Origin of the sequence: Synechocystis salina LEGE 00031 (genome assembly GCF_015207985.1) — a bacterium.
Lineage (GTDB): Bacteria > Cyanobacteriota > Cyanobacteriia > Cyanobacteriales > Microcystaceae > Synechocystis > Synechocystis salina.
Map to the genome: position 1 here is coordinate 1 of NZ_JADEVV010000024.1, position 20,701 is coordinate 20,701.

Below are 20,701 nucleotides of genomic sequence, written 5' to 3' on the forward strand. Positions count from 1 at the left end.
AAATTGAGAAGTTCTGGGCGAGACTAAAACGTTATGTTTCCCAACTTGTTAGTAATGGAGAATCGCTGATTTCTGCATTGGATATAGCGTTGAGAGAACTGTCCTAACTATCTCGTCCTTTGCTATACATGCAAGGGGTATCACAAGTTTTAATGCCAAAGGCAGTAAATTATATGACTGAAGTATTTCTCTGGGATTAGCCTTCATGAAAAAATGGATCTGGAATGCTCGGATTCCTCAACTTTGCGGCGGCACCGGCGCCGGTAACTGGGAGACCCGTTGGATCGAGGAGTCCGATCTGTACAAGCACATTGGCTTGGTCCCACATAATGTGCTCGTAGGCAACCTTGTCGTTTTCGATGCCAACGATCACAACAAACACGACTTCAACCCGTTTTCCGGTCGGCTCAACTCCAGGAAGCATCCAGTCAATCTTGTGCGTGTGCGTAAACGAGATAATCAGTTCATCAACCAACCGTTCTTCACTACAGGTTCGAGAGACTGTTTCAAACACAACGTCTGGAGGAAAAAACTGACCAATTAGGCGCTTTGCGTAAAAGGTTCGGACGCCGCTTGGACCTTGACCACCGACCATAGTTGGCACGTTCACCAAATGCGGTTGTGGAGCCATGGTCGCTAACGTTTGATCAAGGTCGCCCGCCAACTCTGCACTCATGTGGGCATTGAAGATTGCATCAAGTTTTGCCTCTAAGCTGGGATCAGTCATTGCATCTCCTTTTCGCGGTTTTGTTATGCATTATTTTGGACGGTGTACTTTAGTTGGACAAAGCCAAACTCGTAAGCCTTGGCTCCGACAAATGTTAGCAACACGTCTGATCCCGTCGGACCAAAGAGGGGAATTCCCTCGCCAAGAATCACCGGGATGACCGTAATTGTAAGCTCATGAACCAGCCTAGCGGCCAGAAATCGCTGAATGGTGTTGCCTCCATCCACATAAATGTGAGCAACACCTTCACCAGAGAGTCGTTCGCATAATTCCCGAGGGCTTTCTGACGATTGCTGGAGTGTCTTCGGCAGTTCATCCGAGAATGTGATCGGCTTGCTGCTCATAACCACGACGGGAACATCACCATAGGGCCAAAAACTAAACGATCGCACCTTTTCGTATGAGTTGCGTCCCATCACCAATACATCGACGGACCGCATCAACGCACCGTAGCCACAATCCTCGCCCTTTGGGACTTTGGCATTGGCGGCATCCAGCCAATCAATGTCACCGTTACTGCGCGCAATATAGCCGTCGAGGCTTGTTGCAATGAAAACAGAGACTTTTGGGATCATAGGTCGCCAGTGTGGTTTGAACAACTCTACCTATATATAAACAACACGAAATCGTTCACAAACCAAAAGCATTTCTGGAGTGGGTTCCTTCCCAATTTCAAGCAATACTCGCAAAAAGTACTGCCAATGCTCTTTCCGCCAAGACTCCAGGGAACGGTCATTCTCGCCTTCTTCATAGGCAAATCGTGCATCCACTCCACTAAATGGGCAGATCATAATTTCCGTCGTCTCAATAATGCAAGTGGGCTCACCGCTTCCATTTAATACGATTGTTTTTGCCCCTATTTCAGGCAGTTGAATTCCCTCTGCTTCCCATTCCCACAAAGCTGAACAAGTTGCAGTTTTAGTCCCCTCCAGAACCAAATTACTCAGTTCATCTGCCAAAGCAGAAGAGTCACCAAATTGGTGTGCCTCATAGCCCTCGTCACTCGATGCAGTATTCGAAAGTCCTGCCATATATGTCTGCCAATACCGCTCTAACTGCTCATTTCTCATCGGATTTTATTGAAGAGAGTAACCAATCTTGATGATTTAATTCAAAGGTTTCCTCAACACACCACTCACCTCTGAATTCTACTTCAAGGGAGTTCGATAACCTCATCCCTAGCCTTTTGAGAAGACGAATAGAAGATTCATTCCGGGAGTCGGTGATAGCAACAATTTTATTGATACTTCCAAGTTTAAACAGCAAATGGATTAAGGCAGATACCGCTTCTCGAGCATATCCTTTACCCTGCTCTTGCTGATTCAAAGTAAAACCAACTTCCACATTGGTTGGATCTTTTGCGTAAATTTGCATGCCTATGTCGCCGATCAGTAAGTTAGATTGTTTATAGGCGATCGCCATTTGAAACCACTCACCAGGTATCCCGATTGCTGCTGTCTGCATTTCCTTGATAAAAGTTTTCCCTTCAGCTTCGGAGAGCATCGACCAACCTTGAAATTGCGCTACTTGAGGGTCTTGGCGGTAAGCTAGAAACCGCTCCAGATCTACATCAATAAACCGACGCAGAATCAGTCTTTCAGTTGATTGGGGTAGAAAGTTCGCGGGAAACAATAAAATTTCACTCCAGGATCATTGATTGACAGGACTTGGTCAAGGCCTGCGGGCCAATATTCCGTTCAGTCCCTAGCCGCCGCTAGTAACCTCTCAAACTTAACCAAGACACTCCATGGGGTTAGTATGCCAGCGGATTATTAGGCATTATTTCTTGTCATTTTTATATATCCAGGAATATTTTCAAAATCTTTGAACCACCTCTGAATATTCAGATATTTAGACAGATCGAAACCACCTTCATCGGCGACATGGGTGTATGCATACAGACTGATGTCAGCGATTGTTGCGTTAGCACCAAGAAAAAATTTATTCTCAACGAGGTGTTTCTCCATTACTGAAAGCGCTTTATGGCCACCAATTTGTTTGGCATGATATTCTGCTTCCCGCTCTTTCGGCAATCCTAAGTACTTGTTGATGTACCTTGCTGTTGCGATGTACGGCTCATGACTATACTGCTCAAAAAATTGCCATTGTAAGACTTTAGCTTTTTCATACCTATCTTGTGGTAAAAACTCAGTGTTCTCTGCTAAGTAGTTCAATATCGCATTGGATTCCCAGAGGTACCTACCATCACCCAAGTCAATGACTGGTATTCTTGCATTTGGATTCATTTTCCTGAATTCTTCGGTGTGAGTTTCACTGGCAAGGATATCAACATGAACCCATTCGTGATCAATACCAAGAAACTCCATTAACAATTTGATTTTGTAGCAATTGCCGGACAACATATCTCCAAAAACGGTATACATAGAGTTTTCTTCCTCCAAGCTTTATGCGCATTACTTAAGTTCAATATATAATCTTAATCTATCTTTATGCTGTACACCATTTTCGAAGATTGGCTCCGAATAATTTACTAGAAAATGATCTTTCACGACAGAATCCACCCTAAAGCCAATACGCTGATAATAGGTAAGCTGATAGCCGAATGTACCAGTGCCCAACTCTACGCGATACACGTTTTTTTTAGCTAATTCATTTAAGGTAAACTTCAGCAATCCGGATCCGATACCTTGTTGTTGAAAGCTTGGATAAACGGAGATATTGAATATTTCAACAATGCTATCGTGAATTGGCTTAGCAATACAGGCACCAACAATCCGCCCATTACGCTTGGCTACGTAACACCACGAATCGCTTAAATATGAGTGGATACTTTGTTCAGAAGGATCAGCCTCAAGCAAAAGCTGAATAGGGATTTCTGTAGGCTTTACTTCCGAATATTCCATTTTCACCTCGAAGCACATAACTAATCATCAGTGACGACAAAGTGTTTTGTTGAACCTTTGAGTTGAGCTTCGAGTACAAACATGGGAAGAAGATAAGTCTTATGAAGATAAACTACTACAGCTTTTGTTGCTATTCGAAATTCATCTCGGCACCCAATCCAAGATTCGAGTGGGAGCCTTCTTTTGACACTTAGGTAAGGGAGATAGTGTAATTCCATTACTGATTCAAGACATCACGCTTATGTTGGGGAGCAGCGGCGATGGCGGCAACCTGGGCCCTCAATTCTTCTGAGACCCCCAGTTCCTCCAGGGTGATCATTAAGTCTTCGGCTACGGCATCGAAGTGTTCACTTTTGAGACCATGGTTTTGCACCAGTGCTTGATGGGCTTCCCGCATATAGCGCCCATCATATTTGTCTGTGCCGCCAAAGGCATAGGTCAAAAAATCCTTTTGGTGTGCCCTCTGCTTGGCCATATCCACATTGGCAAAGAAATGCTTGATCCGGTCATCCTGGAGCACCCGCTCATAAAATTTATCAACGGCTAGATCTACCGCCGCCGCACCGCCTAGTTGATCAAATAAGGTCGTCATGGGTTTTTCTTGAGAATAAAGAATTATTGAAAGATTTCTGGTTTCTTGAAGAAGCCATAGATAGGAATTAGAACCTATTGACCCTCTACAGCGGGGCTAATTGCTTCAGATGGGCCTAGTTGAGTAGGCTGATGGAAAACGGAGTATACCGCTCGCTCAGTAAACACCACTATGGCGATCGCCCCTAAGGTAAACACAATATCGCCTGGGATACGCAACCATACCGTCCACTGCATCCAGGGTGAACCAATTACCTCCGCACTGCGGGCATACCAGGTACCCTGGTTAATCGATTGCATAAGCTGGTAAAAGCCATTGGGAATCAAGCCCAAGACCATCATCATCCCTAGACCACCATTGAGGCTCCAAAAGGAGAACCGCAAAATTTTCTCATTCCAGGCCCGGTCCGGCACAATTTCCCGCAGAGAGAAAAGCATTAAGGCGATCGCCAAACAGCCATAGACTCCAAACAGAGCACTGTGGGCATGGATGGGGGTGGTGTTAAGTCCCTGGGAATAGTAGAGGACGATGGGCGGGTTAATCAAAAAACCAAAGACCCCTGCACCGACGAGGTTCCAGAAACAAGTAGCCAAAAAGAATCGCAAAGGCCAGCGGTAGAAACGCTCGGCTTGCTGAGACATACGCAGGGTCTTCACCACCTCAAAGCCAATTAAGGTAAGGGGAACCACCTCTAAGGCAGAAGCCACTGCCCCCATGGCCGCAATAAATGACGGTGTGCCAGCAAAGTACAGGTGGTGTAGGGTGCCGATCACACCACTGCCCAAGTACAAAATTGTAGTTAGGTAAGTAGCGCGCAACGCTGAAGACTTTTTCAGAAATCCGAGTTCGCTACAGAGGTAGGCAATGGTCACCGTGGCAAACACTTCAAAGAAGCCTTCTACCCACAGATGCACCACCCACCAACGCCAGTATTCCGCCATGCTGAGGGAAGTATGGTTGTTATACATCAACCCTGAAGCATAGAAGAGGGGAATGGTAATGGCACTGTAGAAAAAGAAATGGTTTAGCCCAGTTTTATTGCCTTCGGCCTTGATGGCAGGGCGTAGGGCCCGAAACATTAACCACAGCCAAAAGACCATGCCACCGATCAGCAACAACTGCCAAAGACGACCCAGTTCCACATACTCATAGCCCTGGTGCCCAAACATAAAGCTGTTGTCGCCGGTGAGAAAGCCCTGAACACTAGCCCAAGAGCCAATTAAGGAACCTACGACTACCACCGTTAGGGCAATGAGCAAGGCACCGTTGCCCCAGACTTGACCCTTGGGTTCTTGTTTACCAAAACGAGGAGCAAAATATAGTCCTGCTGCCAGCCAGCAGGTGGCAATCCAAAACACGGCTAGCTGTAGGTGCCAAGTGCGGGATGCGGCGTAGGGCAAATATTGCTGGAGGGGTAAGCCGTAAAAGCCGTCCCCTTCCACTGCATAGTGGGCAGTGACCATACCCATGGCAATCTGCACTCCAAACAAAGCCATGGCCACCCCAAAGAAAAGACTGGTGGCTTTTTGGCTAGGGGTAGCAATACGAATGGCGGGGCGATCGGCTACAATCTGCACTTCATCGGCTTCTTCCTGGGTGAGGTAGATGAAAAGAAAAGCGGCGATCGCAAAAATCAGCACCATCACCGACACAATTGACCACACTAAAAATTGCCCTGGGGGTTGATTACCAATCAGGTCATCGTGGGGCCAGTTTGCTGTATAGGAGAAAGGGGCATGGGGTCGATTGGTTGCCGCCGCCCAAGCCGTCCAGACAAAAAACGTAGTGACATCATGAATATCCTGCTCGCTCTTAAACCAGCCATCGGGGATGGAATGAATTCGTGACCCATGGGCTAATAGCTCTTGATAGTCGGCAAATACCTGCTTGAGACCCTCGGCTTGAGCGGCGGTAAGTGCTAGAGTATCGGTCTCCCCATCATAGCGGTTGGGCTTAAACTGCTCCTGCACCTGAGCTTCTAGCAATGCCCGATCTGAGGCACTGAGAGCTTCAAGGTCAGCTTGGGAGAAACCGGGATCATTGGCGTAGAGGACCCCTGCTGTGGCTAGTCCCCAACGGTGCAAAACATCCGATGTCCAGTCGGGAGCTAGATAACTGCCGTGGCCCCAAACACTGCCCACGTGCTGGCCGCCCCTACCCAGGTAGGTAACCTGGCCATTTTCCACATCGGCAGCGGTGAAAATAGTCTCCTGTTGAGGTGATTGGACTAGGCCGGGATGGGGGGGAGCATATTTAGAAATAGCCGCCCCGGCCCCCAGTAAAACACTGAAGGTGATAACACAGACAAGTATCAGCCATACCGGTAAATTAAAGCTTCTAGACCGGTTACGATCCAGGGTCATAACCTCAAGGGATGGATTAGCCATGGTTACAAAGGATGTTTGAAATTTTTCCGTTGACGCAATTCAGATATTCAGATATGGAGATTTATTTTGGATAGATCTACCTATTCAAGGTCAGTTCGAGCCTAATGTGGCTTGATGTCGCTATTTTGCGCCAGTCTAACAGACAGATCCCAGCTTCTTCATGAGCTAGCTCATAGTTGGAGAGTGGAGTTCAGCCGTTACAGCTCATGCCCGTAACGAAGTCAGAATCAGCTTGCCCGACCAACACCAGCACCACAAGAGTTCAATCAAAGGAATCGCAGCATAGTTGAGTTACCAGTGGAGGATTGGAAATCTTAACCGTTTCGCACAATGACTCAAAACTGGCCCACTGCCGATCGCCAATCCCAGTGGCTAGGGACCTCAGTTTTGTTGGATACTATTGCCGTGGGACAATTTGCCCGCTGTTTTTCCTTGGTAAGGGTATCGACTTAAATGCTTCCTAAAATTTCTTTGGCCGCAGTGGGCTTAACGGTAGGGGGAATCCTCACCATCACAGGATTTGTGGCCTACGCCCTGGACTATGCCACCCTCAACCTGGCTGGTTTTTTCTATGGCATTCCCCTGGTATTGGGAGGATTGGCCCTGAAAGCAGCGGAGTTGAAACCCATTCCCTTTAGTCAGCCGACCCCGGAAAAAATTGTCGCCCTACGGAATCAACTGGCTACGCCCACCCAAAACCAAATTCGTAAGGATGTGACCCGTTATCGTTATGGCCAGGAAGCCCACCTGGACGAATCCCTGGAGCGCCTAGGGTTGAGCCCCACCGATGAGGAAAGACCAGTACTAACTAGCCTTTTGGAACAGGACTGGGAAGGAAAATACGTGCTCACCCTAACCTTTACCTCCCCCTTTATTAGTCTGGAAACTTGGCAAGAAAAGCAGGAAAAAATTGCCAAATTCTTCGGCCCCGACCTGGAGGTTACCGTCGCCGAACCGGAAGAAAAGGTGGTGACGGTGAACCTAATTTCCCAATTAACCCTCCCGTAATTTATCCAGCACTGTCCGATCCTCCAGGGTAGAAGTATCCCCAGAGATTTCCTGCCCGGAGGCCAAACTCCGCAACAGACGGCGCATAATTTTACCGGAACGGGTTTTGGGCAAAACATCGGTGAAACGAATTTCCGCTGGCCTGGCGATCGCCCCAATTTCGGCGGTGACATGCTTGACCAACTCTTTTTTCAAATCCTCATTGGCCTCTGTGTTGCCTTCCAGGGAAACAAAGGCAAAAATGGCTTCCCCAGTCAATTCATCGGGGCGACCCACCACCGCCGCTTCCGCCACGAGGGGATGGGAAACCAACGCGGATTCGATTTCCATGGTGCCCAAACGGTGGCCAGAAACATTAATAACGTCGTCCACCCGACCCATGACCCAAAAATAACCATCGGCATCCCGGCGAGCCCCATCTCCGGCAAAGTAGAGATATTGCCCTTCCTTAGGTTGGATATGTTCCCAATAGGTAAAGCGGAAACGATCGGTGTCGCCGTACACGTCCCGAATCATGCTGGGCCAGGGTTGCTTAATCACTAAAAAGCCCCCCTGACCAGACTCTACGGGGTTGCCATCTAAATCAACTATGTCTGCCACAATGCCTGGGAAAGGTCGAGTGCAGGAGCCCGGTTTGGTGGGAATGGCTCCAGGTAAGGGAGTGAGCATAATGCCACCGGTTTCCGTTTGCCACCAAGTATCCACAATGGGACATTTGCCGCCGCCAATGACCCGGTGATACCACATCCAGGCTTCGGGATTAATGGGTTCCCCCACGGTGCCCAGTAAGCGCAGGGAAGATAAATCCCTGGCATTGGGTATGGCTTCCCCCATGCGAATAAAGGCACGGATGGCGGTGGGGGCGGTGTAGAAAATATTCACCCCATACTTTTCAATCACGTCCCAAAAACAACCGGGATTGGAGGGACGAGGTACCCCTTCATACATGACCGTGGTGGCTCCGTTGGAGAGGGGGCCATAGACGATGTAACTATGGCCGGTGATCCAGCCCACATCGGCGGTACACCAATAAACGTCCGTGTCCTTGAGGTCAAAAATCCATTTGGTGGTCATGTGGGTATAAAGGTTATAGCCCCCGGTGGTGTGGACTACGCCCTTCGGTTTACCGGTACTGCCGGAAGTGTAGAGAATGAACAGCATATCCTCACTGTCCATGGGTTCCGCTGGGCAATGGGCCGATTGTTGCGGTTTAAGTTCATGCCACCAGTAGTCCCGCCCCGCCGTCATGGTCACATCAGCTTTGGTTCTTTGCACCACGATGACGTTTTCCACGCTGGGGGCACCGTGTTCCAGGGCCTTGTCCACTTCCTGTTTGAGGGCGATCGCCTTATCTTTGCGAAAACCGCCGTCGGCAGTGATGACCAATTTCGCTTCCGCATCCACTAACCGATCCCTGAGGGCTTCCGCACTAAACCCACCAAACACAACACTATGGGGCGCACCGATACGGGCACAGGCCAACATGGCGATCGCCGCTTCGGGGATCATGGGTAGATAGATGGCCACCCGATCGCCTTTTTGAACCCCCAAACTTTTCAGGGCATTGGCAAACTGACAAACTTCTCGATGCAGTTCCCCATAGGTAATTACCCGGGAATCCCCCGGTTCCCCCTCCCAGATAATGGCCGCCTTATTGCGCCGCCAACTATGCAAATGTCGGTCTAAACAGTTATGGGAAATATTCAACTGGCCACCGACAAACCACTGGGCAAAGGGGGGTTGCCAGTCCAGCACCCGGTCCCATTTTTTAAACCAGTGCAATTCCTGCTCCGCCAGTTCCCCCCAAAACTTCTCTGGATTGCTCGCCGCCCGGCTGTAAAGTTGCTCATACTCCCGCCCACTGCGCACATAGGCCCGTTCACTAAACTCGGTGGGGGGATTAAAGAGTCGTTCTTCCTGGAGGATAGATTCAATGGTATCTGACATGGTTCTCCGTCTTGGTCGTCAATGGCCCTGGGCCCAACGTTGACGATTGTCGCAAAATTTTTTGCCCTTTCTCCGGATCTGTAACTTTTTGTATTTCTTTGCCTCTGCTGTTTACCCTGGGGGCGGCCTAGGATAGAAGAAGGAAGCCAGTATTGATACAGTTCGCTTGGCAGTGGGGAGCAAGAGAAATCACACCCTTAACGGGATTGCTAGCCATAACCCCCTTACCCGGAGATTTACACCATGAAACTCAACCATCTACTTACGGCGATCGCCACCCTTGGCCTTGTGGCCAGTTTTGCCCCCAGTGCCAACGCCCAATTCCGTAACTATAACCGCTACAACAATTACAACAATTCCGGCTACAGCAATTCCGGCGATCGGATTGGCACCCCAGGCTTTAGCCAGCCAATTTTTATGCCTAATCGCAGCAATACCTATCCCAACGGTTACTACAGAGGCCACAACTACAATCGCAATTATCGGGGCAAGGACGAATTAACTATTATCAATGGCGGTAATAATTGTGTTAACTGCCGGGTGAATGGTTGGGAGCGTCGGGATAATAATAATTGGCACCATCAACGCCATCGTCAGGAGTATTTTTACTACTAATATTTCCCTTAGGTTAACGACAATAAAAAAACCCTGTCTAACTTTAATTAAGTCAACAGGGAGATAGTTGTTTTTGGATTTTTGGAAAAATTTAACGCTGGTTGAGAACTATCTGAATGCCGTCAAATTATTGCCTAGGTTTTATTGGCCAACGCCGTTTCTGGGGGCAGCTTAATATCCTTAGCTAAGCCAAGGAAAGATAGGGCTTTGATGGTCATCCAAGTTAAATCCACTTCCCACCACCGCAAACCATGGCGAGCGGAATATTGGTAAGCGTGGTGATTATTGTGCCAGCCTTCCCCAAAAGTTAACAAAGCCACCCACCAACAATTACGGGAATAATCATCGGATTCATGGCTAACGTAACCAAATTTATGGGTGGCACTATTAACAAACCAAGTGAAGTGGAAAACAAACACGAGGCGGACAAAAATGCCCCAAATAACAAAGGGCCAGCCACCGAAGGCATAAAGAATCAAGCCCAGGACCACTTGAATAGGAACTAAATTATTCTGGCAAAATTGATAAAATTTATCGTCTTGAATATCTTTGGTGTAGCGGGGAATATCTTGCTTTGCAGGAATTTCAAACATCATCCAGCCCATGTGGCTCCACCAAAACCCTTTATTGGAGTCGTGGGGATCGGGATTAGTATCGGAAAATTTGTGGTGCATGCGGTGTAAACCAACCCACTCGAATACGCCCCCCTGACAGGCTAGGGTGCCACAGACTACGAAAACATATTCCAACCACTTAGGAACGTTAAAACTACGGTGGGAAATGCAACGGTGAAAACCCAGGGTAATGCCGACACCGCCGGTAATCACATAGAGTAAGAAAGCCACCCCCACTGCTTTCCAACTAAAAAACTGGGGGAGGAAAGCCAACAGGGCCACCAAATGAATGGAGGTGAAAAAGAAGATCACAGTCCAAGCAGGAGTTAGCTTGGGCTTGGAATCGTTGGGAAGAGCAGCAGTCATGAAAAAAACCTAACGAAAAAACGGAATAATTGGCGCTTGCTAAAAACGATTAAACTATTGTCGGAAAGTTTGCTTAAATATAGGTATTCAATGTTTAATGGGTTTAACATCGCCGGAATTTACCAATCAGCAAAGAAAATCGAATCGTTGATGATCTCGGGGATTGGAAGATAGTTTAAGGGGAATTCCCAAACATCATCAAAAGTTAAATAATATCTTAATGAAATATTCAGGACTACTTAAACAAGCAGAAGAAAACCTAGTCCCAATCTTTTCGGAAATCGACGCAAAGGTCAAGCAAAATCTATACAAAGTCATAGAGGCTTTTCGTCACCATCGGGTTGGGGTACAACACTTTGCAGGGGTGAGTGGTTATGGCCACGACGACCTAGGTAGAGATACCCTGGATAGGGTTTTTGCAGAGGTGATGGGGGCGGAGTCGGCCGCTGTGCGGGTACAGTTTGTTTCTGGAACCCATGCGATCGCCTGTGCGTTGTACGGCATTTTGCGACCGGGGGATGAACTACTGTCGGCGGTGGGTGCTCCTTACGACACCCTCGAAGAAGTCATTGGTCTTAGGGGAAGTTGTCAAGGCTCCCTCGCTGACTTTAACATTTCTTATCGTCAATTGCCCCTCGCGGCGGCCGGTACGGTGGACTGGCAGGGGCTGGAAACGGCGGTGCGTCCGGAAACCAGGTTAGTTTTAATTCAACGCTCCTGTGGTTACAGTTGGCGCCCCAGTTTGGCGATCGCCGACATTGCCAGAATTATCGAAATTGTTAAAGCCCAAAATCCCCATACCCTTTGTTTTGTGGACAACTGCTATGGGGAATTCATCGAGACAGTGGAACCTACGGCGATCGGGGCAGATTTGATGGCGGGCTCCTTAATCAAAAATCCCGGGGGCACCATTGTCACTGCCGGAGGGTATTTAGCAGGGAAGGCAAAGTGGGTAGAAGCAGGGGCCTATAGATTGACCGCTCCAGGCATTGGCCTGGAAGGGGGAGCCACCTTTGACCAAAATCGCCTCCTCTACCAAGGCTTATTCCTGGCTCCGCAGATGGTGGGGGAAGCGATGAAATGTAACCATTTACTGGCCTACGTATTTGACCAATTGGGCTACCTGGTTAATCCGGCCCCTTTGGCCCCCCGCCGGGACGTAATCCAAGCGATTCAGTTGGGCAGTCCAGAAAAATTAATTACCTTTTGCCGATCGCTCCAGGGGGCTTCCCCCATCAGTTCCTATCTCCAGCCCGTACCGGCCGCCATGCCTGGTTACGCTAGTGAGGTGGTGATGGCCGGGGGCACCTTTATTGACGGCAGTACCTCTGAGTTGTCCGCTGATGGTCCATTGCGGGAACCCTACACTGTTTTTTGCCAGGGAGGCACCCACTGGACCCACATGGCGATCGCCTTGGAGGAAATCCTGGCCGCCTTTGAAGCGCTGGAGAAAGACGAAAAACCTTGAATTATCAGGACATCAGCCGTTTGGGGAAGTGGTCTGTGGCAAACTCAGGAACTCCATTGCCAAGCCTACAATTGGGTTAGCTGGTCAAAACAGCCACAGTATTTGGAGGCGTGATTGACACGATTGGTTATGAAAAATTATTATTCCGCCCTTTTGGGTCGCCCGGCTAAAGTTGCCCTAGTTGCCCTAATTCTTGGTGGCTTGGGCCTAGCGATGCCCAGCTACGCACAGGAGACCCAAACCTACTACTGCTCCCCGACCGAAACGCTGTTGATTAAAATGGTGGCAGGATCTGCCATTGAAGTTACCCTACCGGATGGGCGGACAATGGTGCTCCCCCAAGCAGAATCAGCCTCTGGCACTAAGTACAGTAATGGTTCCCTGACGGTTTGGTCTAAGGGTAATACTGCCCTAGTGGAGGAAGGCGGCACCGTTAAATGGCAGGATTGCGTCAAAATCTAGTCACTTTCATCCCTTCATAGGAGATCAATGTCATGGTCAATAACTCCCCTACTCTCCCCCGGCGATCGCCCATTGTCTTATTGGCGGCCCTACTAAGTTTTTGGGCTGGGGCGTTGGTGTTTGTCCCTGCCCAGGCTGGAGAAGTGGAAAGCCCGAACAACCCCTTTGGTTACGAAGATGCGGACCAAGTGGATTACAAAGACATGGACCAGGAAAATTATCAGGATTTAACCGAGGAAAAATCCGTCAATGACAATAGCCTAGACTACGAACAAGACAATGAGTATGAGAATGACAACCAGTATGAATACAAAGATCAAGATGATTTCAATTACCGTGATATGAACTGATAGGAGCCATAGGCCTATTCAAAGGCATTGGCGATCGCCTGTTGACCCTGGGGACTGGTGGCAAAGCCCAAAAATGCTTCCACCTGGGGAGAGGGGGGCGTTTTGTAAAAATAAAACAATTGCCGTCGCAGGGGATAATTCTCCTGGTTGGGACTGAGGCTGTCAATGGGCAAAATTTTGGCGGTTTGCTGGTTTTCTACCTGTCCATAGGTAGCGTAGCTGATGCCGTTGCTACCCAAAGCCCGAATAATCGGGGTGGTGGCATCCCTGGGCATGGTTTGGAAGTTTGCTCCCTGGCCAAAAGCTTGCCCCTGTAAAACCTGGGCGGCGAAGGTTTGTTGGGTGCCGCTTTCAGAAGGTCGATTGATCACCTGAATGGCACTGTTTGGTCCCCCCACCTCAGACCAATTAGTGATTTTTCCGGTAAAAATATCCCGCAATTGGGCCAACGTTAGACCCCGGTTGAAAGGATTTTCTCTGCCTACCATCACGGCGATCGTATCACTAGCCACCGGCACCGCTGCTAAGCCCTGGCTTTGCTCCTGGGGAGTGAGGGGACGAGAACTGGCCGCCACATCCACTTTGCCCAGAATTAGGCTAACAACTCCCTTATCGGTGCCCTGGGCATCGGTTTGCACCACTGTGCCGGGAAAAGTTTGCTGGAATTGATTTTTTAATGCCTCATTGATATTGACCATGGTGGTGGAACCATCAATGATCACCTTGGTGCCTGCTGGAACTTGGGCTGGGGCGAGGAACGCATCGGCAGCTTGTAATTCTGGAGGAGGAGGTAATTTGCTCGGTTCACCAACCATCGCCCCTGGGTTTTCATCGCCAGCGTGGAACCGTTGCCATAGCCACCAACCGCCTCCCGCCACCACCACTCCGGTAATGGCTAAAGCTCCGATTAAGATAACTGCTTCATTTTTTTGCCCCATGGGTCATTGCTCCCAACTCTATGCCATTGAAGTGGAAAAATCATAGCCTATTTAGCTTCGGTTAACCTTTACTTAATCTTGGTGTAATTCCGTCTAGCTCCCCCAATAAACTTTAATATCAAAACACACTTCCCCTGTCGGGTTAATCGTTATGGTGTCAACCCTTGATCGCCGAAAATTAGTTTCCCTCAATCTTCCCGACCAGATCTCACTCCAGGTCACCCCAGAGCAATTTGCCCAGTTGGCGATCGCCAATCGAGACTTAAGACTAGAACGCACTGCAACAGGAGTTTTGATTGTGAATCCTCCCACCGGCGGCGAAACTGGTAAGCGTAATCTTAACCTTGCCGGTCAGCTTAGTTATTGGTTTGAAGCTAACGACAATTTAGGGGAAGCATTTGATTCCTCCACGGGTTTTGAGTTGCCCAATGGTGCCAACCGATCGCCGGATGCTTCTTGGGTTGCTAGGGAACGCTGGGAGTCCCTTACCCAAGAAGAAAGGGAAGGATTTATTCCCCTCTGTCCTGATTTTGTTGTGGAGTTGCGGTCTAAAACCGACAGTCTCAAAAAACTCCAGGAAAAGATGGAGGAATATGTGGAGAACGGTGCAAAATTAGGTTGGCTGATCGACCCCCAAAATAAACGGGTAGAAATTTATCGCCCCGGGCAAGCTGTCGAAGTTTTACAAAATCCAGATACATTATCGGGGGAAGAAATTTTACCGGGATTTACCCTGTCTCTTAAGAGAATTTTTCCGGTTTAATCACTATCTTTTTCATTTTTCCCCTAATTTACAGGTTGAGATTTATCAACTATTGAAATGATTTTTTTGGCGTGATTACTTCAATGGTTCTCAAAGTCTTGTCGCCAATCCTAAAGCCTTTATTCATAATTTTAGTGATGCTTCTTTCTTCTAGGTCGTCTCTTACTTCTGTTTCAACTACTTGACAAAAATCAAAATAGAGCTATCTCCACCTGCCCTTGTATGATGGTGAAACAGAATAATTTTGAGATTCGAGCAAGGTAAGCGAATGAAAATTTTGGTCACCGGCGGCACAGGCTTTTTGGGCACAACCCTCTGCAATCAACTCGAGGTCCAGGGCCATGAGCTAACCAAAATCAATTCCCGCAACTGTGACCTGACCCAACCGGATTCCCTACACCAGTTTGCTCCCGGCAGTTTTGACCAAATTTATCACCTAGCTGCTTGGACCCAGGCCGGGGATTTTTGCTTATCCCATCCGGGGGAACAGTGGTTGATCAACCAAAAATTAAACACTAACGTCCTAGATTGGTGGCACGGTCAACAACCCCAGGCGAAGTTGATTTTTATGGGCACCAGTTGCGCCTATGACCCTAATTTGCCCTTGGAGGAGAAATATTACCTCACTGGTTTACCCATTGACAGTTTGTTCACCTACGCCATGACCAAAAGGATACTCTATGCGGGGGCTTTGGCATTACAAAAACAATATGGGCTGAAATACCTCTGCCTAGTGCCTTCAACGTTATATGGCCCCGGTTACCACACCGACGGACGGCAAATGCACTTTATTTTTGACCTGATTCGCAAAATCATTCGGGGTAAGCTCTACGGTGAAACGGTTACTCTCTGGGGAGATGGTTATCAGCGGCGGGAACTGGTCTTTGTGGAGGATTTTGCCCGTATTGCCCTGGAACTGGCGGCCACTGTGGATAATGATTTGGTTAATATTGGTGCCGGGGAAGAGTTTACCATTCGTCGTTTTGCGGAGTTAATTTGCCAGGAAGTGGGCTACGACTTCAATTTGATTGAATTTGACACCAGCCGTTATGTGGGGGCTAAGTCTAAATGCTTAGGGGTGAAAAAACTCCAGGGTCTCATGCCGGATTTGCAGCTAACCAGCTTGGATCAAGGCTTGGCAAAAACGATCAAATGGTTCTGGACAGAACAGGAAAAGTTAGTGCCTGAAACTGTTGCTTAAATTGAATACGATTGTCGTACCGTTTTTAACTTTGAGAAAAATCATGAAACCCTACAGCCTACATTCCGCAGGCTCTACCGATAGTTACAAAATTTAGATGAAAACACTAAATATAGCGCAGTCTTCTTGTACGACTTACCTGGGAGTGAAGAGGCAAACCCTGAAATAGGCTTGCTGTCGTACTCGATTTCAAACAAAAGTGTACTATGTGCGAAAGGTAGGCTACAGGAAGAAATAGTTCTAATTGATATCGGAGCTCACGATGAAGTCAATTAAAACGATCGCCCAGTTGCCTATTTCTGTATACTGAAAGGGAAATGAAAATCAACTTAGCAAACATCTCTACACTAAGTCAAAATTACTATTGACCGTACTCGAAAAACAAAGTAATTTATAACCTTCGTAAAAAATGTTTATTAATAGAGTTCATTTGTCTAAAATAATTGGAACAAAACCTAGCAATATTAGGAAGACAAAAAAAGTAAATAATGAAATTATTATTCACCTATGGGACTCTGACAAAATTGTTAGAATAAATTTTGAAGAGTATGAAGATTTCATTAAAAAAAGCCAAGGTAGCACTGACAAATCAGACTACTCATTAAAACAACAATCATTTGGGGCTATTTTATTGTTAGCAGGTTTAGCTATATCCTTAATTGGAGTCAATATGAATACCTCTGCTGGTTCGACATTTGGTCGTTCATCTAATTTCAACAAAATAAACAATCAAAACACCATAGGTGGTTTTGTATTTTTGAGTGGTATTATTCTTATTGCCACATCCAAATCTTAATAGCTTCACTTTTTTGTATTAAGATACGCATCTCTTCTCCTTGCGATTTATGAAAACCCCAAAGACTTCTGACTATGGTTCCTGGCGATCGCCAATTACGGCCGATGCTCTGTTGGCGGGGAGTATCGGTTTGGGAGCGGTGCAAAACAGCGGCGAAGATGTCTTTTGGTTAGAAGCAAGACCGGCAGAAAAAGGACGCAACGTCTTGGTGCAAAGTCGACCCGATGGCACTGTGCGGGATGTCACCCCGGCCCCCTTTAATGTCCGCACCAGGGTGCACGAATATGGTGGTGGAGCCTTTTTGGTCACGGTAGATGGGGTTGTTTATTTCAGTAATTTCAGCGACCAACAGGTTTACTTCCAAAGTGTTGGGCAGGAACCGCAACAGTTGACCCACACACCGGACTGCCGTTTTGCTGATTTTGTCTTGGATCAACCCAGACAAAGGTTAATTGCCGTTGGTGAACGTCACAATGCAGAGGAAAAAGAACCGGAAAATTTTCTCGCCGCCATTAGCCTAGAAAACGGAGAAGTCACGGCGATCGCCACGGGGCATGATTTTTATTCTTCCCCCCGTCTTAGTCCCGATGGGCAGAAATTGGCTTGGATTACCTGGGACCACCCGAATATGCCCTGGGATGCAACTCAACTATGGTTGGCCGACATTGACCAAGCAGGAAACCTCAGTAATCTTAAAATCATTGCTGGACAGGCAGGCAACGAATCCATCCATGAACCCCAATGGTGCCCCGACGGTAGTCTATATTTTGTCGGCGATCGATCCGATTGGTGGAATTTGTACCGCTATCACAAAGGGGAAGTGGATAACGTTTTTCCCCTCGACGCAGAATTTGCCTATCCCCATTGGGTATTCGGCCTGCGGAGTTATACCTTTGTTGATGTTGACACTATTATTTGTACCTTCACCCAGGATGGTGCTTGGCAGTTGGGCAAACTTAAACCTTCCCGTAAACAGTTAAGCATTTTGGGACTGCCCTACAGCAATTACTCTTCCCTGTGCAGTGACGGCAAAACCCTCTGGTTCATCGGCAGTGGCCCCACCACATCTTCGGCGGTAGTTGCCCTGGCGGTGGAAGCCCAGGAAACGGAAATTCTCAAAGTGGCCAGCGATTTTGACCTCGATCCGGCCTACCTTGCCCGGCCCCAAGCAATCAGTTTTGCCAGTGATGATGGGCAAACTGCCCATGCCTGGTACTATCCCCCCACCAACGGCGATTTTCAAGGCCCCCCCGATGCCCTTCCTCCCCTCTTGGTCAAAAGCCATGGTGGCCCCACCGCCGCGGCCGGCAATTCCCTGAGTTTAAAAATTCAGTATTGGACTAGTCGGGGCTTTGCCTATGTGGATGTCAATTACGGAGGCAGTACGGGCTATGGCCGGGATTATCGTCAACGGTTAAATGGGCAGTGGGGCATTGTCGATGTGACGGATTGTGTCAGTGCGGCCCGTTACCTGGCAGACCAAGGTCTAGTTGATGGGGCGCAACTGGCTATTTCTGGCGGTAGTGCGGGGGGTTATACCACCCTGGCGGCCCTAACTTTCCACAATACGTTTAAAGCTGGGGCTAGCTATTACGGGGTCAGTGATCTGACTGCCCTAGCCACCGATACTCACAAATTTGAGGCCCGTTATCTAGATGGTCTAATTGGTCCCTATCCAGAAAGAAAGGACTTATACGAACGGCGATCGCCAGTGAACCATGCGGAGCAACTTACTTGCCCAGTGATTTTTTTCCAAGGTTTAGAGGATAAAGTGGTGCCCCCCAACCAAACGGAAATGATGGTGGCAGCCCTCAAAGCCAAGGGCATTAAGGTGGAATATGTGGCTTTTCCCGAGGAACAACATGGCTTCCGCATCGCCGCCAACATTAAAAAAGCCCTGGAGTCGGAACTCGCTTTCTACGGCGAAGTGTTCGGCTTTACCACCGCCGCAGATTGACGGCCCATTACCAAGGAGCGAATTTTGTCCCAAGGCTAATTTGTGCAATAATCAGAGTTTGCGTATAAATTACCGTATTCCTTCCCGCAACAGTTATGGCTAAAAAAGGTAAGGGGGCACGCCTCGTCATCACCCTAGAATGCACCGAGTGCCGCAGTAACCCCGACAAACGTTCTAATGGCGTTAATCGTTACACCACGATGAAAAATCGTCGTAACACCACCGCCCGGTTGGAACTGAAAAAATTCTGCACCCATTGCAACAAACACACCATCCACAAGGAAACCAAATAATTTCCCTGGTCTGTGATTATTTTCCTTAGTTCGGTATCCGCTTTGTAACCGAGATGCCCAAACTAGCACCCTATCAAGTTATTTTCGCTAATCTCCATGAACTACTACCGTAAACGCCTTTCTCCCTTACCCCCCAATCAACCGATTGATTATAAAGACACGGAATTATTGCGTAAATTCATCACTGAACGAGGCAAGATTCTCCCCCGGCGCATCACTGGTTTGACCGCTAAACAACAACGGGATTTAACCACTGCGGTGAAGCGCTCCCGTTTGGTAGCTTTGTTACCTTTCGTCAACAAAGAAATTTAGTTTTTTCCGTAGAAAATTAAATAAACTCCAATGTCTGTGAATTAGGGTCGAGAAAGTCTTTTCGTTTTAGGCCCTAATTTTCTTCTTTTAGCAGCTCCCTCGCCATTTGCAAGTATTTGTCTTTGCTTTTTTGAACTTCATCAAACCGAGATAGGTTTCTTGTAATTTCCGCTACTATTGGACTCATCCAGCCAATTACTTCAAGAATTTTGTCGTGTTGTTGCTTAATTTTGGGGTTATTACAGATTGGTTCGTGGTGGAATATTTTGTTCCTAAATTGATTGATATTTCCCAATTCCTTGGACAATTTTTCTCTATATCTCCAAGATCTGGGCAATTGGGGCATGAAGTCTTTGTTTTTAAACAGGACAGGATAAAGTTTTTGCTTATGTTCATATTCCCTGTAGGACAATGCTGTCCAGAATCCCAGAGTCAAAGAGCTAAGAATTTGATTATGCCTTAGTTCTCTACCTTGGCGTTGAATGATCTTTTGAATTTTTTCCCTATCTTTATCACAAAGAAATGAATGGGCTTTTGTAGTTGGAAGAAGCCAATCTTCACCATAAAGACAATAAATTGCATGGTCAAAGTGGTTTCTTAAAGTTATTTCATAGCTTTGTAGTAATGGATAAAAGCACTCACTCAACGCAATATTCCAGAGGTAATTCCCAAATATATCAGCGTGACTCTCTTTGTTGGAAATACGGTAGGAAACCAGTCTTCGATATGACAGGGCTTTCCTTAGTTCCTGTTGTCGAATTTGCCGAAAATCCACCGTTTCGTTAGAATAGAGTTGAGTCCCATGGTTAATCCTCTGTCAGTATAGCTGTTATTGATCCAAGGGTAAGAATAATTCTGTGAATTCTAGACCGGTTATTCAAACGGCGGTTATTCGTCGTTCTACCTCCGGGTAGAAAATACAGGGAAATGCAGTAGCTTTTGTGGTTGCTGCATTTTTCTTTACCCGTGAAATTCATTCGCCACAGAAATTGTGGTTGGGGTAAACCAATTTCTATCCTGGGGAACTGGAACTTTTCCAAC

General features: G+C 47.6%; 24 protein-coding genes. 12 read left to right on the forward strand and 12 right to left on the reverse strand.

The features are described from left to right. Nucleotides 1-196: 196 nt before the first annotated feature. The 8 genes from IQ217_RS09735 to IQ217_RS09770 form a co-directional block, all read right to left on the reverse strand. Nucleotides 197-727, reverse strand: coding sequence for an ester cyclase (locus IQ217_RS09735; RefSeq protein WP_190597862.1), 531 nt, complete (start codon nucleotides 725-727; stop codon nucleotides 197-199). 23 nt (nucleotides 728-750) lie between these two features. Next, nucleotides 751-1,302, reverse strand: a complete 552-nt coding sequence (locus tag IQ217_RS09740) for a dihydrofolate reductase family protein (protein WP_194019791.1) — start codon at nucleotides 1,300-1,302, stop codon at nucleotides 751-753. A 30-nt stretch (nucleotides 1,303-1,332) separates the two neighbouring features. After that, nucleotides 1,333-1,758 (reverse strand): ASCH domain-containing protein, encoded by a 426-nt coding sequence (locus IQ217_RS09745; RefSeq protein ID WP_228024133.1) that lies wholly within the window; start codon nucleotides 1,756-1,758, stop codon nucleotides 1,333-1,335. A 28-nt stretch (nucleotides 1,759-1,786) separates the two neighbouring features. After that, a complete protein-coding gene (locus tag IQ217_RS09750) occupies nucleotides 1,787-2,359 on the reverse strand; it encodes a GNAT family N-acetyltransferase (protein WP_228024132.1) in 573 nt (190 codons plus the stop codon). Between the two features lie 140 nt (nucleotides 2,360-2,499). Then, nucleotides 2,500-3,111 (reverse strand): glutathione S-transferase family protein, encoded by a 612-nt coding sequence (locus tag IQ217_RS09755; RefSeq protein WP_194019793.1) that lies wholly within the window; start codon nucleotides 3,109-3,111, stop codon nucleotides 2,500-2,502. 30 nt (nucleotides 3,112-3,141) lie between these two features. Then, nucleotides 3,142-3,591, reverse strand: coding sequence for a GNAT family N-acetyltransferase (locus tag IQ217_RS09760; RefSeq protein WP_194019794.1), 450 nt, complete (start codon nucleotides 3,589-3,591; stop codon nucleotides 3,142-3,144). A gap of 217 nt (nucleotides 3,592-3,808) precedes the next feature. After that, nucleotides 3,809-4,183, reverse strand: coding sequence for a group I truncated hemoglobin (locus tag IQ217_RS09765; protein ID WP_194019795.1), 375 nt, complete (start codon nucleotides 4,181-4,183; stop codon nucleotides 3,809-3,811). Between the two features lie 74 nt (nucleotides 4,184-4,257). Further along, nucleotides 4,258-6,570: a nitric-oxide reductase large subunit gene (locus tag IQ217_RS09770; protein WP_194019796.1), complete on the reverse strand. Its 2,313-nt coding sequence runs from the start codon at nucleotides 6,568-6,570 to the stop codon at nucleotides 4,258-4,260. Nucleotides 6,571-6,900: 330 nt separating this feature from the next. Here IQ217_RS09770 and IQ217_RS19240 point away from each other — a divergent pair, with 330 nt between their 5' ends. Both IQ217_RS19240 and IQ217_RS09775 read left to right on the forward strand, forming a co-directional pair. Next, a complete protein-coding gene (locus tag IQ217_RS19240; RefSeq protein WP_265583632.1) occupies nucleotides 6,901-7,023 on the forward strand; it encodes a hypothetical protein in 123 nt (40 codons plus the stop codon). Beyond that, nucleotides 7,024-7,578: a DUF2854 domain-containing protein gene (locus IQ217_RS09775; RefSeq protein ID WP_190597855.1), complete on the forward strand. Its 555-nt coding sequence runs from the start codon at nucleotides 7,024-7,026 to the stop codon at nucleotides 7,576-7,578. On the opposite strand, the gene acs is transcribed toward IQ217_RS09775, so the two are convergent. Further along, nucleotides 7,564-9,525 (reverse strand): acetate--CoA ligase, encoded by a 1,962-nt coding sequence (gene acs / locus IQ217_RS09780; protein WP_194019797.1) that lies wholly within the window; start codon nucleotides 9,523-9,525, stop codon nucleotides 7,564-7,566. The two genes, IQ217_RS09775 and acs, sit on opposite strands and share 15 nt — an antisense overlap. A gap of 243 nt (nucleotides 9,526-9,768) precedes the next feature. Here acs and IQ217_RS09785 point away from each other — a divergent pair, with 243 nt between their 5' ends. Further along, the gene (locus IQ217_RS09785) at nucleotides 9,769-10,140 is read left to right on the forward strand and encodes a hypothetical protein (protein ID WP_194019798.1); all 372 of its coding nucleotides are present in this window, start codon (nucleotides 9,769-9,771) and stop codon (nucleotides 10,138-10,140) included. Between the two features lie 134 nt (nucleotides 10,141-10,274). Here the strand turns inward: IQ217_RS09785 and IQ217_RS09790 are convergent, their stop codons facing one another. Beyond that, the gene (locus tag IQ217_RS09790; protein ID WP_190597852.1) at nucleotides 10,275-11,120 is read right to left on the reverse strand and encodes an acyl-CoA desaturase; all 846 of its coding nucleotides are present in this window, start codon (nucleotides 11,118-11,120) and stop codon (nucleotides 10,275-10,277) included. A gap of 220 nt (nucleotides 11,121-11,340) precedes the next feature. Here IQ217_RS09790 and IQ217_RS09795 point away from each other — a divergent pair, with 220 nt between their 5' ends. The 3 genes from IQ217_RS09795 to IQ217_RS09805 all read left to right on the forward strand — a co-directional run bounded on the left by IQ217_RS09795 (nucleotide 11,341) and on the right by IQ217_RS09805 (nucleotide 13,400). After that, nucleotides 11,341-12,588, forward strand: coding sequence for a methionine gamma-lyase family protein (locus IQ217_RS09795; RefSeq protein WP_194019799.1), 1,248 nt, complete (start codon nucleotides 11,341-11,343; stop codon nucleotides 12,586-12,588). Nucleotides 12,589-12,717: 129 nt separating this feature from the next. Further along, nucleotides 12,718-13,050 carry an MliC family protein gene (locus tag IQ217_RS09800; RefSeq protein ID WP_194019800.1) on the forward strand — a complete coding sequence of 111 codons (333 nt, stop codon included), beginning with the start codon at nucleotides 12,718-12,720 and terminating at the stop codon, nucleotides 13,048-13,050. 32 nt (nucleotides 13,051-13,082) lie between these two features. Next, entirely contained in the window at nucleotides 13,083-13,400 is a 318-nt protein-coding gene (locus tag IQ217_RS09805; RefSeq protein WP_228024131.1) for a hypothetical protein, read from the forward strand. Nucleotides 13,401-13,414: 14 nt separating this feature from the next. Here IQ217_RS09805 and IQ217_RS09810 read toward each other — a convergent pair whose 3' ends face one another. Next, the gene (locus tag IQ217_RS09810; protein WP_194019801.1) at nucleotides 13,415-14,338 is read right to left on the reverse strand and encodes a phosphate ABC transporter substrate-binding protein; all 924 of its coding nucleotides are present in this window, start codon (nucleotides 14,336-14,338) and stop codon (nucleotides 13,415-13,417) included. Between the two features lie 151 nt (nucleotides 14,339-14,489). Between IQ217_RS09810 and IQ217_RS09815 the strand changes: the two genes are divergently transcribed. The 6 genes from IQ217_RS09815 (at nucleotide 14,490) to rpsR (ending at nucleotide 19,660) form a co-directional block, all read left to right on the forward strand. After that, entirely contained in the window at nucleotides 14,490-15,101 is a 612-nt protein-coding gene (locus tag IQ217_RS09815) for a Uma2 family endonuclease (protein WP_194019802.1), read from the forward strand. Nucleotides 15,102-15,369: 268 nt separating this feature from the next. Beyond that, nucleotides 15,370-16,302 carry an NAD-dependent epimerase/dehydratase family protein gene (locus IQ217_RS09820; RefSeq protein WP_194019803.1) on the forward strand — a complete coding sequence of 311 codons (933 nt, stop codon included), beginning with the start codon at nucleotides 15,370-15,372 and terminating at the stop codon, nucleotides 16,300-16,302. Nucleotides 16,303-16,711: 409 nt separating this feature from the next. Further along, a complete protein-coding gene (locus tag IQ217_RS09825; RefSeq protein WP_194019804.1) occupies nucleotides 16,712-17,098 on the forward strand; it encodes a hypothetical protein in 387 nt (128 codons plus the stop codon). A 49-nt stretch (nucleotides 17,099-17,147) separates the two neighbouring features. Next, nucleotides 17,148-19,055 carry a S9 family peptidase gene (locus IQ217_RS09830; RefSeq protein ID WP_194019805.1) on the forward strand — a complete coding sequence of 636 codons (1,908 nt, stop codon included), beginning with the start codon at nucleotides 17,148-17,150 and terminating at the stop codon, nucleotides 19,053-19,055. Nucleotides 19,056-19,150: 95 nt separating this feature from the next. Then, nucleotides 19,151-19,348 (forward strand): 50S ribosomal protein L33, encoded by a 198-nt coding sequence (gene rpmG / locus IQ217_RS09835; RefSeq protein ID WP_010873736.1) that lies wholly within the window; start codon nucleotides 19,151-19,153, stop codon nucleotides 19,346-19,348. Between the two features lie 96 nt (nucleotides 19,349-19,444). Beyond that, entirely contained in the window at nucleotides 19,445-19,660 is a 216-nt protein-coding gene (rpsR, locus tag IQ217_RS09840) for a 30S ribosomal protein S18 (RefSeq protein ID WP_010873737.1), read from the forward strand. 73 nt (nucleotides 19,661-19,733) lie between these two features. Here the strand turns inward: rpsR and IQ217_RS09845 are convergent, their stop codons facing one another. Continuing rightward, nucleotides 19,734-20,435, reverse strand: coding sequence for an Abi family protein (locus IQ217_RS09845; RefSeq protein ID WP_194019806.1), 702 nt, complete (start codon nucleotides 20,433-20,435; stop codon nucleotides 19,734-19,736). Nucleotides 20,436-20,701 lie beyond the last annotated feature (266 nt).

Coding starts and splice junctions, on each gene's coding strand:
- IQ217_RS09735 (WP_190597862.1), bottom strand. CDS start 727: ATGACTGATCCCAGCTTAGAGGCAAAACTTGATGCAATCTTCAATGCC.
- IQ217_RS09740 (WP_194019791.1), bottom strand. CDS start 1,302: ATGATCCCAAAAGTCTCTGTTTTCATTGCAACAAGCCTCGACGGCTAT.
- IQ217_RS09745 (WP_228024133.1), bottom strand. CDS start 1,758: ATGGCAGGACTTTCGAATACTGCATCGAGTGACGAGGGCTATGAGGCA.
- IQ217_RS09755 (WP_194019793.1), bottom strand. CDS start 3,111: ATGTATACCGTTTTTGGAGATATGTTGTCCGGCAATTGCTACAAAATC.
- IQ217_RS09760 (WP_194019794.1), bottom strand. CDS start 3,591: ATGGAATATTCGGAAGTAAAGCCTACAGAAATCCCTATTCAGCTTTTG.
- IQ217_RS09765 (WP_194019795.1), bottom strand. CDS start 4,183: ATGACGACCTTATTTGATCAACTAGGCGGTGCGGCGGCGGTAGATCTA.
- IQ217_RS09770 (WP_194019796.1), bottom strand. CDS start 6,570: ATGGCTAATCCATCCCTTGAGGTTATGACCCTGGATCGTAACCGGTCT.
- IQ217_RS19240 (WP_265583632.1), top strand. CDS start 6,901: ATGACTCAAAACTGGCCCACTGCCGATCGCCAATCCCAGTGGCTAGGG.
- IQ217_RS09775 (WP_190597855.1), top strand. CDS start 7,024: ATGCTTCCTAAAATTTCTTTGGCCGCAGTGGGCTTAACGGTAGGGGGA.
- acs (WP_194019797.1), bottom strand. CDS start 9,525: ATGTCAGATACCATTGAATCTATCCTCCAGGAAGAACGACTCTTTAAT.
- IQ217_RS09785 (WP_194019798.1), top strand. CDS start 9,769: ATGAAACTCAACCATCTACTTACGGCGATCGCCACCCTTGGCCTTGTG.
- IQ217_RS09790 (WP_190597852.1), bottom strand. CDS start 11,120: ATGACTGCTGCTCTTCCCAACGATTCCAAGCCCAAGCTAACTCCTGCT.
- IQ217_RS09795 (WP_194019799.1), top strand. CDS start 11,341: ATGAAATATTCAGGACTACTTAAACAAGCAGAAGAAAACCTAGTCCCA.
- IQ217_RS09800 (WP_194019800.1), top strand. CDS start 12,718: ATGAAAAATTATTATTCCGCCCTTTTGGGTCGCCCGGCTAAAGTTGCC.
- IQ217_RS09805 (WP_228024131.1), top strand. CDS start 13,083: ATGGTCAATAACTCCCCTACTCTCCCCCGGCGATCGCCCATTGTCTTA.
- IQ217_RS09810 (WP_194019801.1), bottom strand. CDS start 14,338: ATGGGGCAAAAAAATGAAGCAGTTATCTTAATCGGAGCTTTAGCCATT.
- IQ217_RS09815 (WP_194019802.1), top strand. CDS start 14,490: ATGGTGTCAACCCTTGATCGCCGAAAATTAGTTTCCCTCAATCTTCCC.
- IQ217_RS09820 (WP_194019803.1), top strand. CDS start 15,370: ATGAAAATTTTGGTCACCGGCGGCACAGGCTTTTTGGGCACAACCCTC.
- IQ217_RS09825 (WP_194019804.1), top strand. CDS start 16,712: ATGTTTATTAATAGAGTTCATTTGTCTAAAATAATTGGAACAAAACCT.
- IQ217_RS09830 (WP_194019805.1), top strand. CDS start 17,148: ATGAAAACCCCAAAGACTTCTGACTATGGTTCCTGGCGATCGCCAATT.
- rpmG (WP_010873736.1), top strand. CDS start 19,151: ATGGCTAAAAAAGGTAAGGGGGCACGCCTCGTCATCACCCTAGAATGC.
- rpsR (WP_010873737.1), top strand. CDS start 19,445: ATGAACTACTACCGTAAACGCCTTTCTCCCTTACCCCCCAATCAACCG.